Annotated in this window: 14 protein-coding genes; 5 read left to right on the top strand and 9 right to left on the bottom strand. The window is 39.2% G+C overall.

Annotation, left to right across the window (positions count from 1 at the left end; all coding sequences use genetic code 11):
• Positions 1-97: 97 nt before the first annotated feature.
• From ABJQ32_06820 to ABJQ32_06795, 6 genes are all read right to left on the bottom strand, one after another.
• Positions 98-580, bottom strand: coding sequence for a VOC family protein (locus ABJQ32_06820; GenBank protein MEP5289346.1), 483 nt, complete (start codon positions 578-580; stop codon positions 98-100).
• Positions 581-650: 70 nt separating this feature from the next.
• A complete protein-coding gene (locus ABJQ32_06815; GenBank protein ID MEP5289345.1) occupies positions 651-1472 on the bottom strand; it encodes a helix-turn-helix domain-containing protein in 822 nt (273 codons plus the stop codon).
• Positions 1473-1707: 235 nt separating this feature from the next.
• Positions 1708-2487, bottom strand: a complete 780-nt coding sequence (locus tag ABJQ32_06810) for a hypothetical protein (GenBank protein ID MEP5289344.1) — start codon at positions 2485-2487, stop codon at positions 1708-1710.
• 258 nt (positions 2488-2745) lie between these two features.
• Positions 2746-3762: a hypothetical protein gene (locus ABJQ32_06805; GenBank protein MEP5289343.1), complete on the bottom strand. Its 1017-nt coding sequence runs from the start codon at positions 3760-3762 to the stop codon at positions 2746-2748.
• A 255-nt stretch (positions 3763-4017) separates the two neighbouring features.
• Positions 4018-4212, bottom strand: coding sequence for a hypothetical protein (locus ABJQ32_06800; protein MEP5289342.1), 195 nt, complete (start codon positions 4210-4212; stop codon positions 4018-4020).
• 13 nt (positions 4213-4225) lie between these two features.
• Positions 4226-4576: a 4-fold beta flower protein gene (locus tag ABJQ32_06795; GenBank protein ID MEP5289341.1), complete on the bottom strand. Its 351-nt coding sequence runs from the start codon at positions 4574-4576 to the stop codon at positions 4226-4228.
• A 341-nt stretch (positions 4577-4917) separates the two neighbouring features.
• On the opposite strand from ABJQ32_06795, the gene ABJQ32_06790 reads away from it, so the two are divergent.
• On the top strand, positions 4918-5940 hold the full coding sequence (locus ABJQ32_06790; protein MEP5289340.1) for an SH3 domain-containing protein: 1023 nt from the start codon (positions 4918-4920) through the stop codon (positions 5938-5940).
• An 18-nt stretch (positions 5941-5958) separates the two neighbouring features.
• Here the strand turns inward: ABJQ32_06790 and ABJQ32_06785 are convergent, their stop codons facing one another.
• Both ABJQ32_06785 and ABJQ32_06780 read right to left on the bottom strand, forming a co-directional pair.
• Entirely contained in the window at positions 5959-7164 is a 1206-nt protein-coding gene (locus ABJQ32_06785; GenBank protein MEP5289339.1) for an NAD(P)/FAD-dependent oxidoreductase, read from the bottom strand.
• 99 nt (positions 7165-7263) lie between these two features.
• The gene (locus ABJQ32_06780; protein MEP5289338.1) at positions 7264-8295 is read right to left on the bottom strand and encodes a hypothetical protein; all 1032 of its coding nucleotides are present in this window, start codon (positions 8293-8295) and stop codon (positions 7264-7266) included.
• Positions 8296-8422: 127 nt separating this feature from the next.
• Between ABJQ32_06780 and ABJQ32_06775 the strand changes: the two genes are divergently transcribed.
• The 4 genes from ABJQ32_06775 to ABJQ32_06760 are packed head-to-tail and all read left to right on the top strand — an operon-like array spanning position 8423 to position 13544.
• Positions 8423-9106 carry a hypothetical protein gene (locus ABJQ32_06775; protein ID MEP5289337.1) on the top strand — a complete coding sequence of 228 codons (684 nt, stop codon included), beginning with the start codon at positions 8423-8425 and terminating at the stop codon, positions 9104-9106.
• Positions 9107-9143: 37 nt separating this feature from the next.
• Positions 9144-10451 carry a DUF4493 domain-containing protein gene (locus ABJQ32_06770; protein MEP5289336.1) on the top strand — a complete coding sequence of 436 codons (1308 nt, stop codon included), beginning with the start codon at positions 9144-9146 and terminating at the stop codon, positions 10449-10451.
• A 36-nt stretch (positions 10452-10487) separates the two neighbouring features.
• Positions 10488-12413: a DUF4493 domain-containing protein gene (locus ABJQ32_06765; protein ID MEP5289335.1), complete on the top strand. Its 1926-nt coding sequence runs from the start codon at positions 10488-10490 to the stop codon at positions 12411-12413.
• A 27-nt stretch (positions 12414-12440) separates the two neighbouring features.
• Entirely contained in the window at positions 12441-13544 is a 1104-nt protein-coding gene (locus ABJQ32_06760; GenBank protein ID MEP5289334.1) for a T9SS type A sorting domain-containing protein, read from the top strand.
• Between the two features lie 101 nt (positions 13545-13645).
• On the opposite strand, the gene ABJQ32_06755 is transcribed toward ABJQ32_06760, so the two are convergent.
• A complete protein-coding gene (locus ABJQ32_06755; GenBank protein MEP5289333.1) occupies positions 13646-15229 on the bottom strand; it encodes a T9SS type A sorting domain-containing protein in 1584 nt (527 codons plus the stop codon).
• Positions 15230-15248: the final 19 nt, after the last annotated feature.

Genomic DNA, 15248 nt, shown 5'->3' with positions numbered 1-15248 from the left:
TAGCAATCCAATGTTTAAAGTTAAAAAGAATCTTATCATAGAATCCTCTGCAAACAACTGAGTAAGTTGAGTGATGTTAGTGTTGGTTACCTGGGCTTTAATGAGGGGAATGCAACCCCATTCTATTCCCTTCGGAATCAAGAAACATAGCGAAATAGCCACTCTCATCAGCATGAGGTGTTTTTGGAACGATTATTTTGCCTCCGTTTTTCTCAATCTTATCCAAAATAATTTGAAGGTTGTCTCCTCCATTCAGGTATATAGTGACACCATTTGCCGAAGGTTGATATCCTTCGCCCTTCACGATAACGCCGGTAACCATCTGTCCTTCGTAGGGCAGTATACCCATTTCCATACCTGGCATTTTCATTTTCTCAATGTCAATATCCAAAATTGCCTGATAAAAGTTGACTGCTCGTGAAATTTCCGTTGCGGGAATTTCAAAAATGGAAATAAAACTTTTCATGCTTTCTTTATTTTGGTTCGTTAAGTTTTCTGTTTGAGCTTTCGCGTTGTTTGGGTAAATACAGGCTATAGCTATTGTGAGTGCCATCACCGATTTGAGTATTCTGCCTTTCATTTTTATAGTCTCTGATGTGATGCATAATTACATCAGTTTTAACGACATAAATTGTAAAAGTGCGACAACCTTAATCCTTAGAATAGATTAGAGACGAAAGCATCATTTGATCGTTATCCAAGTATTGTTTTGGATTGACTCCAGTAAATTCTTTGAAATCCTTGGTGAAATGAGCTTGATCATAGTATTCGTTTTCATACGCAACCTGAGTTAGGTTTTCTCCTGGTTTGTTCAGCATCATTTTTAGAGCTGCCTGTAACCTTATGATTCTACCCAGTTGTTTGGGGCTAATTCCAACTTGTTTTGAGAATTTCCTCTCAAGATTTCGTCTTTTAGAAAGGTCGTCTTTCAGGATTGAGTTAATCGATGCACTGCCTTTGGTTTGGGACAAGGAGTCGATGGTGGACGTGACAATATTGTCAATAATTGATTTATCGGTTAACCTGCTGAGCAAGAAACTTTCAATGATTGCTATTCTTGATTTAGTGGATGCTGCTTCGATTATTTTTTGTTCCAGTTCTTTGATCGAACTCTCTTCAAATAAAGACGTGAGGGGTGTTTCCTTGTCAGCCAATTCATGAATTGGCTGGGTTATGAAATTAGCAAAGCCATAGGGATAGAATCGAACAGCAAAAGTATTAACATAACCAGTCGGTTTCACAAAATAGGGTTTTGTGATTTGCCCAAAGACCATGGCTCGGGGTTGAATAATGAATTCATTTTCGGAGTTGAATCTTTTAACATCATCGCCTAGAATGAAACACATTTCTATGCATCCATCAGGAATCACTCGTTGTTTAGGAGCTTCCATGTCACCAGGGACCTCCAAAATCCAATGGCATTTTACAATGGCGTCTAAGTTTGGATGGGGGGCAAAAGTTTCGTAGTTCATGGGTGATAGTTTTGGGTCTGTGGGGCATAGCGTCCATGTATGAAAAGGGTGCTCCCACTTTATGGATAGCACTAAAATAATGGACCTGTCCAACACCTACAACCTGTCCCACAGGCGTTATCCAGGCGGGCGGCTTCTATGAAACATGCGGTCTGAAAATATGACGCCAGCAGCAGAGGCGAAGTTTTGCGACGGGTAGCAGGAGAGTGGTTAGATGCAGTTTGACATATGCATTTTAGCGTTTGTTAGTAGCCGGTTTCATATGTCTACGGTATCGAAAAAGAATATCTCTGAGATAGTAGTCAATCATGAATATGATCTGTATGTTCCAAAGTTCAAGTTCATCATTTGACAGTTCGGTCAAAGCTGGAGTTATGGCTGGAGAGTTATCCATTGATCTAATGAGACAGTATGCGTAAAATGAAGTATCAGTCTTAAGCAGAGTATAATGAAACAAACCTTTAGGAGTTGGAGTTGAGCCCCATATTTTTCTTTCTTTGCGTCTTTTTTCTAGTTCTTCTTCTATCTTTTTCTGTTCTGGTGATAGTTGTTCAAAACGCTCTTGAAAGATTGCGTCCCATTTTTTCTTAAGAGAATCATTGACAATAATTTCTCGATTATCAAAAGCTATACTTTCATCAATTTCATCTGCTTCTACCTCTGAAAGAAACTCTCGAAGCTCATAATTACCTTCGTACTCTTCTTCATTGTACAAATAAATTTCCTTTCTTAATCCTGACTGTTCAAGTGAACTAATAACATTAATTGCATCAAGGCTATCATAATTAAGAGGTTTTTCACCGTTCACCATTTGCATCATGAATGACCTTGTTTGTTCGCCTAAACTAGAAGCGTTGGGATAATTTAAACTCAAAAATCTTTGGTAGGAATCTATTAGTTTCCGGAAACTTTCTGCTTTTTCAGTTCCCAGTTCATTCAAGAATTCCTGTTGACCAATGGATACATTAGTTAGGCCTAGAAGAGTTAGAAGGATGAATGTTCGAATGCTTCTCAAATGGTTCTGGGGATTATGGCTTCTAACGACTAACTAGCGAGAGTATGCCCACTAGTTATAAAGAGCACTAAACTAGCGAAACTGTCCAACCACTACAACAGTATCTACGAAGAAGTGCATTCTGAAAATCAAAATCCAGAACCGCAGAAATTTCTACGAGCGATAAAGTATCAGAATGGGAAGTTTTGCGGTCAAGTTGTACTGAAACTGGAAGAAAGCAATCAGGCATATTCTCGCTAGTGCCTGTTAGAGCCTGTTTTAATCTTTCTTAACAGTTGCAGCACCTTTTATAATCTCAATTATTTTGTTTGATGATTCTTGCTCCTTATCAGCATTTAAATAGCCAGTTTGTTGGTTCGAAAAAATTGTTCTGGTTGCTTCCAGTAAGACGGCATTCTTAGTTTGTACATCAGAACCAGAAGCGTTCGAGAACGTTTCGAAAGTTGTTAAGGCATTTTGTCGGTGCTTGTTAACAACTGAGTTGTGCATATATGCCTTGTAATTTCGGTTGCTGATAGAAAGGGCATAAAACAGAGCAGACAGTATTATAAGTTTTGTTATTGTGTACTGAACAATGGAGTAAGTATCCTTCGCTTCTGGCATAAACAAAATTAAAAGACCTGCCGCCACGGCTATCGCACCTAAAATGATAAACGTTGTTGTCAGCCATGTTTTTGCTTTCTTCTCTTGATCGGTATGTTCAAGTTGAAAAACCTTAGAGTGTTTAGAAACACCAACTTTGGCAGCCGCTTCTTCAGCTGTTTTTAACGTGTCCTGTAGTTCACTCAGGGTTAAATCACTTTCTTTTTTTGCTTCCTCTTGGTTCGTTTTGATTTCGTCCAATAGTTCTGCAACTTTTGCCTGTTGGATTGACAAGTCGTTCCCAAGAAGTAAACCAACAGTTAGAACCGGTAAAGTCCCCTGATAATATGAATCATATTGATCTCGAACTTGATTACCAAGCTGGTCTCTTACGCTTGCTGGATTATTCTGATTTGGCTGGAAAGTTTTTACCTGATCAAGATGACTCATTGCATTAGTCAACTGCCCATTGAACGCTTGCAAAAGATTATGAGGAACCTGTTCTAGGTTGATTGATTTTACTCTTTTGAAAAGTTCAATTGTTTTTATAAACCACGGTTCGTAATCCTTGAATGAAAGTTGGCTTCCAAGTTCTTGCTCTTTCGTCAGTTCGTTAATGTCTAGTCCCGTCAACTGTTCAAGTTTATCGTTGATTTGGGTGATTATTTGTTCTAATTGTTCTTGAGTTGCCATGTGTAACGGTTAATAGGCTCTAACGTCCATGTATGAGGCGTGTGCTCTCACTTTGTGGACTGCACTAAAATAGTGAAGTCTGCCGGTGCATCCAAAGTTTGTAGAAAGCACTGCGTTCTGAAGTGAAAAACTCCCGCAAACTAAAGTCATCAAACAGCTCAAAACTCTCTCGGCGGCAGACGAAACGGGCGAGTCCCGATGCAGTTTGTAGAAAGCACTCAAGCACATGCCTTCATACAGTTTGTTGTACTTAGTTTAATCTTCTACAAATCGATCTGGTACGTTTTCCCAAGTGTTACATTTCCGTCTTATCTTTCTTTTGAAAGTTCTGAATACATCTCTAGCATCAAAATTTTCATTGGGGAAGTGTTCTTCAAGCGTGTTTTCAAGAGCTTTTCTAAATTCCCTGTCTAGGTGATCAACTATGTCTTCTACTTTGATTCTTGCCATTTGATTTTCTGTGTTAAGATATGAATTCGTTCCAATCAATATTTGACCAACTAAAGCTTGGTATTGGTGCAATCGGTGGAATTGGTGGTATAGGGTGAATTGGCGGGATACTTGGTATTGGTGGTATCGGAGGAATGTTTGGTATTGGAGGGATTGGTCCGTTAGATGCGCCATCTACAAAGGCTACTGAGTTGCCTCTTTTATCTCTGAAAAACCCATTAGTAAATGTCCCTTTATAGTTAGCTCGTAAGTTATGGACTGCTTCCTTGTCAAGAAATCCAATGTTAGTCCCACCGAGGTTGAAGATTTCACTCTCTTTTAGCCAAGCTATCGTTTTTCCGTTCCGATCAAAAATGGATTTCATATATGGTTTCCAATTAAGTACAACATTAATGTAAACAACGTATGTCGTTTATCTACCTTTCAAATATACCTCTTTTGCTTATTCTGGTGCCGTACGGGGCTTTTGCTTGATTTACTTTGTGATTATTATCCATTTTATTAAATACTTATAGTCGACTATAAGTATTTAATAAAATGTTTTCTGAAAACCCCCAACCTCCGATCCAGCAGACCTGTAAGTAGAATCAACCGGCAGCTACAAACTCTTCTTTAAAGATACTCTCGCCTATTATTGTTGATTTGTTCAGCGTGTCAATCTAGTGATGTCAAATAAACGAGGAATGATTTATTTTTATAAGTGATATGAATAAAATCTCACCAACCGTCGCACTGTTACTTTTGTTCAGTGCATGTCAATCTAACGTATCAAATGAATCTGGAACCGAACCAGTGGAGATGGTCGAGAAGAGTGCCGAAAAGACAGAAGATAAACCTTCAGAAAAGGACACTCAAGAGCAACAAGAGGAGTTAGCTCCAGAGCCATTTGCATTTCAATTTGCCATTGTAGAAGATGATCATGTTGTACTTCGTGAAGATCCAGTGACGTCAACTGCGTTTGTTGATAATCTTGATTATGGGGAGACCCTGGAAGTAATTGATCAGGTTTTTGTGGAATCTAAGACTTGGTACAAGGTGAAGTCTGATAGCTCTTCTTTATCAGGGTGGGTTCCCGAAGGAGCCTTAAGCCTATTTTTGGAAAGACCAGAGCCTATTGAATACTATTTGGATCTCTTTGGTGGTGGATTTGAAAGAGAAGAGGTAGACTATGCAGAGCAATACAAGAAAAAGGGTTTAACCACTATTTTCCAATATGGAGATTCTGTTTCCAGGGACGCAAGCCTCTCGTTAGATTATGATGACATGACAGGACTCATTACCATAAAAGTAGTGATAGACGGTGATCTTGAGCCAACCTATGATGGAACTATGGTCTATCGAACAGCCGGAAAAACGGTCGATTTCATGTTTGAAGAGTATGATGATTATGTTAGCTCATATTCAGCAGGTAACTATTTATTGGTTCGATACAGACCATATGTTCCAAGTTCCTGGGTTCGTATTTATCATATTGGAAAGAGAGAAATGATTGAGAATTCTCCTGTCTTCCATGGCGACTTGGTGACTCCTAAGCAACGTATTCCTTATACCAATTCGCTGGTGCTATCGCGAAAAGAGGTGAGAGAGGGAGCGAAGATGAATGTAAAAGAGCAAGGTGAGGAGGTTTATGTCACAATCTCGTACCCTGAAGATGCATCAAGATCACCAAAAACTTACGTACTGAAGAATGACTCCTTTTTGTTGATGAATCAACCCACAGGGAGCTGATTCTAGCGTCAAGTGTTCTTATTCGTTTATGTTCTCGGAAATAACCCAGCCACCACTCCAGCAGGCCTGAAAGTTAAATCCACCTGTAAGTGCATCAATGTTCAACACCTCTCCAGCAAGGTACAGTCCTGGAAACCGTTTACATTCAAATGTGTCAAGGTTTATTTCATTGAGGTCAACGCCACCAGCGGTTACAAATTCATCTTTGAAGGTACTCTTGCCTGTAACTTCGTACTTGCCCTGGCATAATTCTTCCACAAGCTTGTTGGCCTGTTTTTTAGACAGTTCGCCAAATGGCGTTCCTGGGCCTATCTCGCAATAGGCTGTTATCCGTTCCCAAAAACGTTTGGGTAGATCGAAGAGAGGATAGTTGACCACCTTTCTTTTGGGGTTTGCTTCTTTGTATTGAGAAAGATGCATGCTGAATTCATCTGGCTTTAAGGTTCCAGTGAAGTTCACTAGAATATCAAAATGATAATTGTTCGCGCCCAATTCATAGGCACCCCAAGATGAGAGCTTCAGTATTGCTGGTCCACTGAGTCCCCAATGTGTAATCAGCAAAGGACCACTTTCATCTAATTTGCTTCCAGCGATTTTTACTTGAGCTTCGGTAAAGGAAATTCCTTGAAGATCTTTGATTCGTTCGTCTTTGATATTGAATGTAAAAAGGGAAGGAACTATATCTGTAATTTCAAGCCCTGTTTCCTTCAACAGATTCCACATGGCTGAAGAAGAACCTGTTGCAACGACTACTTTATTAGCATCCATGGTTGATTGAGTTGTTTCAAGATTCCATTTTCCTGCTGTAAATTTTAGAGATTTTAATGCACAGTTGTTAATAACATTTACCCCGTGTTTTTTGGCTTCTTTTTCAAAACAATCAATCACCGTTTGAGATGAATCGGTGATTGGAAACAGGCGAAGATCTTCTTCTGCTTTGGTTTTCACCCTTCGTTTCTCTAACCACTCAACCATGTCGGCGGTTGTGAATCTTTTGAATAGCGAATGCAGTTTTTTTTGACCTCTGGGATAGAAATGGACGAGCTCCGAAGGCTTAGCTCTGGCATTGGTTACGTTGCATCTCCCACCACCAGATACGCGCACTTTTTGCAAAATTTTGCTCGATTTTTCGAGTATGGTAACCTCATAATCAGGATGTTTCTCTGCAATATTGATGGCTGCAAAGAATCCTGCTGCACCACCACCTATGACGATTACTTTCACACATCAAAGAAAGGCAATTGACACCAGTCCAGTGGCTTACTTGATTTAAAATAGTTCCTGGATCCGAAAGATCCAGGAACGTTCTAGGACATTTGTGCCTTATTTATGAATCACAAAAAGCTCTGCTTCCATTTTTCCTTCATAGAAAATTTGACAAACATAGGGACCAGAACGAATACTGGTAGGTAGATCAAAAATTAGGCTTTGATTAACAAACCCTGTCACTCTACGAGCTATAATGAGGTAAGAGTTCCCTTGTAAGTCAAAAATTTTCCACTGCACTTTATTTAAATTAAGAGGTCTTCCATTGTACTCGGTGAAGAGGTTTATAGTCAATTTGGTTCCGGGTTTTAAGCTTTCATTTGTTGGATAGAGGAAGTTGATGATTTTATTCCCGATTTTTTCCGGCTCCTCAATGATTTCAATTTCTTTCTCCAAAAATGTTTCAGGATAGGATTTGGCGAACACCTCCTGTGTGTTGCATCGCTGGTAAAAGGTCTTAGTATCAATGTTATTGGATTTATCAGTGTCGTTTACCTTCAAATGCTTGCTGCCAAGCATATCCAATTGAATAATCTGATCATTGATTTTAAACACATACTTATTCTGCTTTATTGATCCACTCGGGGGAGATGCTTCGAAAGGTGCCTTAACAATAATGTAATACAGCTTCTTATGATATTGGCCTGTGGAATCAATCCATCTAAGAGTCTTGCTAGACATAGCATCGGGAAATACTACAGGGTTATATTCCGTGGATTTAAGTAACAAGGAAAGTGGATCAGGAATTGAGTTTATGTCATAATATGGAGACCCCTTTCCATTGAAGAAATAGTCCTCTTCTTGTAGGGTGGAATTGCTATGTAGTTTGATGCTGTCCTTCAAGCTGCCATCTACATAGTGGTAAGCTTTGATAGGAACAGCACAATATCCTCTAACCATTTCTACTCGGACCTTCAGATAAATTTCATTTGTACATGGTATTTCTCCTTTAGTTAGGCCCTTGTTGAAAGAAGCACCGACAATTTTTATTCGAGCATCAGGTCCCTTCGGTGGAGAAGAGTTGGGAACGCTCCGAGAAAATGCTCCAAAGCATAGCAATACCATTAGGGTGATTAAGGTGTGTTTCATAGGTGTTTGATTTGGTTTTTTCTAACCTACGAAAAAAATTCAGGAGCTGGATTTTCAAGTAAATTCAGGAAGCAAAAATCCAATAGTGGTTAACCTTTCGTAGGTAGTGAAATTTTAACTAACACCTATGAAAACGAAATTCACGAAATCATTTTTGCTGTCTGTAGTTGTCATTTTATCATCTTGTAATAAAGATGAAGGTAATGATGATATCCCGTCCATGGACGACTCAGAGCTAAGTATTATATCGATACTTACAACATCAAAATCAGCGTATGAAGCAGCAGATCAGGAACGCTGGGTATCTATTACAGCGTCGGAATACGAAGAACTTGCAGAAAAATTGGAGGATGTGGCTAAATCCGGAGTTTCAGATGCACAATACAGTAACATCAATCTCACTTTTTCACCCCTGGGCTTCACCTTTGTGAATGATATCGGAGCAACCATTCCGGCTAATCATTACTTGTTTGCTTTCAAATATTCTAGCAATTCTGATGTGTTGGAAGCTCAGGCAAGAGTCAAGATATCAGAAACGAATGTAAACTCAGGATACAGCATGTTCGCCTTTGGACTTCCAGCTCACCCTTCAGGGGAGAACTTTTTTGTATTTAAAGGTACAAGGCCAGCAACACAGAATGAATCTCACCTTGCAATTTATTCTGCTAAGGAAATTGGTTACATAACCGGTGAATCCAATGGAAAGTATTTTTTTAATCCTGGAAACGCCAGCGAGATAGATCAGGCAGGAGATGCAAGCCTTGGACTTGTGCTTACCTATCAGGGGCTAAGCTCCTCAGTTCAATACTAGATTTCTAATACTTATTAAACCAGTAACGCACGCTAATATGAATGCTATTTTCAGACTATGTGTTTTTTCATTGCTTATTGCAAGTACCCTCTCTTGCAGAGAGGATGAACCCATCGATCTCAACGATTATGGATTGCTTCAAGTTGGACTTTTGCTATCAATTGAGGAAATACCTACTGGTAGGGTCGAAAGCGTAAATACGGATGACTTCATGGTCACAATCTATGATGAAACTGATGCTGAAGTTCTATCGATCCTGAGATTTGCTGATATACCTGAAAGCATTGTATTGCCAGTGGGCACATATTATGCTACAGCAAACTCAAACAATCTGTCAAGCGTAGCATTTGAGAGCCCCTATTATTTTGGGAAAACAGATGTGTTTTCTGTTTCACAAAATGCAAGTCAATCGGTGATAATAAATACAAAACTTGCAAATACTCAGGTTTCTTTTTTATTCTCTCAAAATGTCGTTGAGGAATTTTCAGAATTCACAGGTACGGTGACGTCTGATCTAACAGGAGATTCTTTGTTTTTTGATACAGGAGAGACTCGCTCAGGTTATTTCACTTCCGGACCCCTTTCCATAAAAGTAGATTTAAAATATATGGAACCAGATGGATCGATCCTTGAAAAGCAGTTAACTACCAAAATAACTAACGCACTTCCAAAGACAAATTATCAACTCAGTATAGATGCTGGAGTCTCAAATAGTCAGATTCAAATCAACGTGGATGATGATGCAGATTCCGTTGACATTGGATTGAATCCAAACATCCTATCAATTCTTACTACCTCAAAGAATGCTTATATACAAGCATTGGCAGGCGAATGGATTCGAATCACTTCTCAGGAATATAGTGAACTCATGAACGGCCTCCAAAGTGTGACGCAATCTGGAGCAATTGACTCGTTGTATAGCAACTCAAATCTTACATTCCCAGGTACCCAGTTCACATTTGTCAATGATATCGGAACTACTGTCCCGTCGGGTAACTACCTATTTGCATTTAAGTATTCCTGCAATTCGAATGTCAATGCTTTTGAGGCAGAGGTAAAACTTTCTGAATCGAGCATAACAGACCAGTATCAAAGGGTAGGCCAGGCTTTGCCTGCACATCAGGCGGGAGAAAATTTCTTTGTATTGAAAGGGAGTAGTAGAAGAATGAACTCAAATGCCCATTTAGCACTCTATTCAAGAAGTGCAATAGGCTACACTTTGGGGAATACTGTTGGCAGGTATTACTATGCCTCAGGCAATGCTTCGAATGTTCCCACTTTAGGTAATACCACTCTTGGGCTTGTGTTGGCATTTCAGGGATTGAGCTCCACAAACCAATATTAATCAAATCAAAATCACTTTGAATCAAAATAGACAATCATGAAAAACATATATGCTTTTCTTTTTTTTATAATTACCGGTTTTATCATTTCTTCATGTGAAGAAGATGTACTCCAAACGCCTATTTCCGAAGGCTTCTTGAGCTTCGATATTGGAATAATGATAGAAGAATCAGTGGCGGGCCGTACCCAAACGGTCAATACCGATGATTTCAAAGTCTCTATTTTCACTAGTGACAGTGTACTGGTTCTCGATATCCCCAGATTAGCAGATGCACCGGATAGCCTTTCCTTGCCTGTTGGTAATTATTATGCAGAGGCCAGTTCAAATAATCAAGTCAATGCAGCTTTTGAAAACCCATTCTTTTTTGGATCTTCTTCGATCTTTAGTGTTAGTCAAGGCGGTTTTCAGTCGGTGATTATTGATACAGAGTTGGTCAATACGCAAGTGTCATTTGTATTTTCTCAAAATGTAACTCAGGGATTTGATATTTACGAGGGAGCAGTAAAGGTTAGAAATACATCAGATTCGCTTTTCTACCAAACAGGAGAGACACGATCCGGCTATTTTGCTCCGAAACCATTGGACATAAGAGCAAGAATAGCTTACTATCAGGTAGATAGTACATTGGTTGAGAAAACGTTTACAGCTTCTATAGATAACCCGAAACCTCGTACGCATTATCGATTAAACCTGGATGCGACAATTGAAGGTGGACAGATCAGCATTCAAATCAATGTGGATGAGAGTGTGGATGTGATAGATCTTTTCCCGAATGATAACTTAAATGCTGTTTTTGGAGGATCGGAAGACGATGTTGCTACTGAAATCATTGAAACCAGTGATGGTGGATATCTTGTGGCTGGAACAGCGAATTCACATGATGGTGATTTTGCTGGAGTGCAGGGAAAATCTGATGGTTTTGTTTTGAAATTTGATATAAATGGCCAGATTCAATGGAAAAAATTGATAGGAAATTCATTTGCTGATGCCATAAATTCTGTGGCTGAGACTTCCGATGGTGGATACATCTTAGGAGGATATACCGCATCATCTCCTTTTGCACCTGCGGATGTATGGATAGTAAAACTGGATGATAATGGCAATATTCAATGGCAAAGATCATTTGGTGGTTCAAGATTTGATATTGCAGTTTCTGTAGTTCAAACATTGGATGGGGGTTACATATTTGCAGGCCACAGTAACTCACTAGACGGTGATTTATTTGTGAATCTTGGTGGGTATGATTACTGGATTGTCAAGCTAACTGACACTGGAGCAATACAATGGCAAAAGTCCTATGGAGGAACTTCAAATGATTTTGCCGTAGTAATTAGGCAAACTTCTGATGGAGGCTTTTACGTAGGAGGATCTAGCCTTTCCCGTGATGGTAATGTCTCTATTCCGATTGGTTTATATGATTTCTGGATTTTGCGTCTGGATCCTCAAGGAAATTTATTGTGGAATAAATCAAATGGCTCCACTCGTTCTGATCGTATTAGTGATTTGGAATTGACGGATGATGGTGGCCTTGTGGTAGTAGGTTCTTCAGAATCACTCGTAGGTTTAGGGGTCGATTTTCTATTGATTAAGATGAGTAGTACTGGTACTGTTCAATTGAAAAAAAGCTATGGAGGAACTGATAATGAATTTCCATCTAGTGTACAAGTATTGCCTGGAAATGGCTACTTGATATCAGGAGATAGTTTCTCATCGGACGGAGACCTCCCAAGTAATAAGGGTCGATTTGATTTGTGGTCAATAGAAGTTGATTACATGGGGAATCTTCTTACTTCAAGAACGTATGGGGGATCAAATCAAGATCAGGCAGGAAGGTCCATAAAAAGAGCCGACGGGACTTATCTAACAGTCGGTGCAAGTGCGTCTAGTGATGGTGATGTACCAAAAAATAGAGGAATTTATGATATATGGGTATTTGAAACAGACAAAAACGGAAACCTATAGTTGCGATAAACTCTTTATAACTAAGTCATGAAAATAATTTTAACATTTCTTTTTGGGTGCTTTATCTCTTTATACTCTTTCAGCCAGACTGGACCTAAGCTCGTGAGATATAATCCCTCAGATTATGACGTATCTCTTCAAATCGTAAAAGCAGATGTGGGTGGGCCTGAATATTATAAAGATTTGGGTTATGGCGATTCTAGCAGAGGTGAGGAAGAGTCATCTACATGTGGAGAATACATCTATTTTATTCTAGAACTCAAAAATGTTGGCAAACATACCGTTTATGGAATTCCTATTGGAGGGGACTATTTTCTCAATGGTTCAAAAGTGCAAAAGCTTAATCTTTTAGATGTTCGAGGAAGTGACAAACTCAAATATGCATTTTTTAGTGATAGAAATATCATTTACGATGGCACTGATAAACGACGGAAGATAGACCTAAAGGAGTGGGAGCTGCCTTTATCGAAGGACAAAAATGTAAGAATACGTGGAGGGCTTGCTCAAGGAAATTCTTTTTACCTGATGGTTCAAGCTCCCTTCAAGCCAACTAAAGCGACATACCTATTGCCAACTAACGACGATGATTATAAGATTAATGGTGAAAAATACCTTAATACGTACACTTTTTATGTAGCCGGAAGCCTATATAAATATGTAGGTGAAACCGATCGAAATGGGCGTCCATTAGAACCTGACGAATTTGAAAAAGTGCCCGACCAAATTTCCAATAATAGCTATCCTGAAGCAACCTATTGGGCTGTATGTAAATATGGAGGTTTTTTCGGGACACTAGAAGGAGGGTATTTGAGGGAAGAAAGTGACTATCATATTTATAGCAGTAAGCTTCAGAAAAGTCAGTTTGCGGAATCTTCAATCAAGAAAATGTATCCCAACCCAGTTAAATCTGGACAGCCAGAATACGTAGTTCTGGATTCAGAAATTGAATATCCTGACCAGTTGGTTGTAGAAGTAAGCAATCCAATTACATCGGAATGGAGACAAGTAGATGGGAAATACGAAAGCGGGCGGATACAACTAGATACCTCGGGATTTAAATCTGGAACTTATTATGTGCGGATTTCTTATCCGGGGAAAGAAGTACAGATCCATCGATTAATTGTGAAATAGAAGTAAGGGTTGGTCACTTAAGTGACCAACCCTACTGAGTTAAATGTTATCAATGACTGACTCATTAACCCGAAAAGAAATCATTCATCTGGAACGTATACTTATTCTTTTCTGAATGTGTGGTTTACTACAGAGCCATCCATTTTTGTTAGATGTAGAACATATATTCCTTTGGGTAGCCTAGAGATGTCTATCTTTTGATCTTTTACGATCACATCTATCACATCTAAACCTGCGATGCTTTGGATGGATGCTTTCTTAATTTCTGACTCTCCATCTAAATGAATGTGGTCTCTTGCAGGATTAGGGTAAAGCACTCCTGATTCCCCTTGAGAGCTTTGAACGAGGTTATACTGACAGTCATAAGCAGTTAATGGAAACTTCACTGATACGACCTTAGCCTTCTTTTGGTTTAGTGTCCCAATGAGTCCTATAGAAATTTGTTTTTCGCAATAGTCTGGTTTGCTTTGAACGATCGGAAGATCTATTTCGCAATTAGGATCCGACTCTCCTTTATGCTTGGTTCTTATGAGGAATATATCTTGTTTAGTGTAAGGGGTTGAACTCGCATCACGTCCACATAATGCAAGTCCTTCATAATCCTCTGAAATAGCCATATCCCATAAAAAGGGCAGGTTACCTGTATAGTATTTATACCAAAGTGGATTTCCCATGTGATCAGTAGCGAATACACCTTGCAAGGTCATAATGATATTCTCTAAGTCCCCATTTGCAGATATTCGTTGGCCAGAGGCTTTTGCTAGCGTGACGTTGTACTCCTTTAACCAGGAAATGTTTCCTGATAAATCCATTTCCAATAGAAAAGAGGCTGGCACATAGTTGGAGTTATTGTTTCTATTTCCTGCTACCCAAAGTTTATCTTTGTATATAGATACACCTACCGCTTCGTCATTGCTGGTTTGACCTTCAGGAACAATGTCTATGATCTTGTTCCACTGAAGTTGTAAATTGTTGTTAAGTGATAAGATCAAGGCGGTCATGTTGCTCCCATCACAAACTGGACCAGAAGGAGTCGTTCTACCTACTAAGATGAAACCTTCTTTGGTTTGAACTACATCATGTATTTCTTGCCTGCCTGATGCATCATATTCTGCTGACTCCATTAATTTGCCTTTATCATCTAAAATTGAAACTGTTAGATTCCAATTAAAATTGGGATTAGGAGATGGGTGAGATTCTCCAATAATTATGAAGCCGGGACCGTACTTTGGATGATCTATTTTTTTCACAACCAATCCTTTATCATACTCTGCGGTCCCAATGATGGAGCTAGTAAGTGGAATTCCTTTGTTACTAAGGATGGAGAACAAAATGTCAGTTTTCCCATTCGAGCTAGTCAGAAAAGATGTTCCTCCAGTAACGGCTATTCTATGTTCGGTCCTTGTTCTAAAAGCAAGCACATCTTCAAAAAAAGTGATGGAATTGACACCATTGTTAGATACAAAGTATTTGTTGGCCCATCCTAATTTTCCATCATCTCCAACCACCATTGCAAAAGCACTCATCGGACTGCCCACGCTTAGCCCAGTGGATATTGTGCCTTTCTTAAAAAAATCTATATCTTCTGATTGTTCAGACCATCCTCCGTCATATTTTGCTTGAAATTGTGCATTCGCAACTGATAGTACTAAAAAATAGAAAAGTGCGGATAATGAATGTTTCATTGTATTAGGGTTTAAAGAT

Source organism: Marinobacter alexandrii (assembly GCA_039984955.1).
Taxonomy (GTDB): Bacteria; Bacteroidota; Bacteroidia; order Cytophagales; family Cyclobacteriaceae; genus Ekhidna.
Note: the sequence above shows the minus strand (reverse complement) of the source record. Positions and strands in the feature narration are given on the sequence as shown.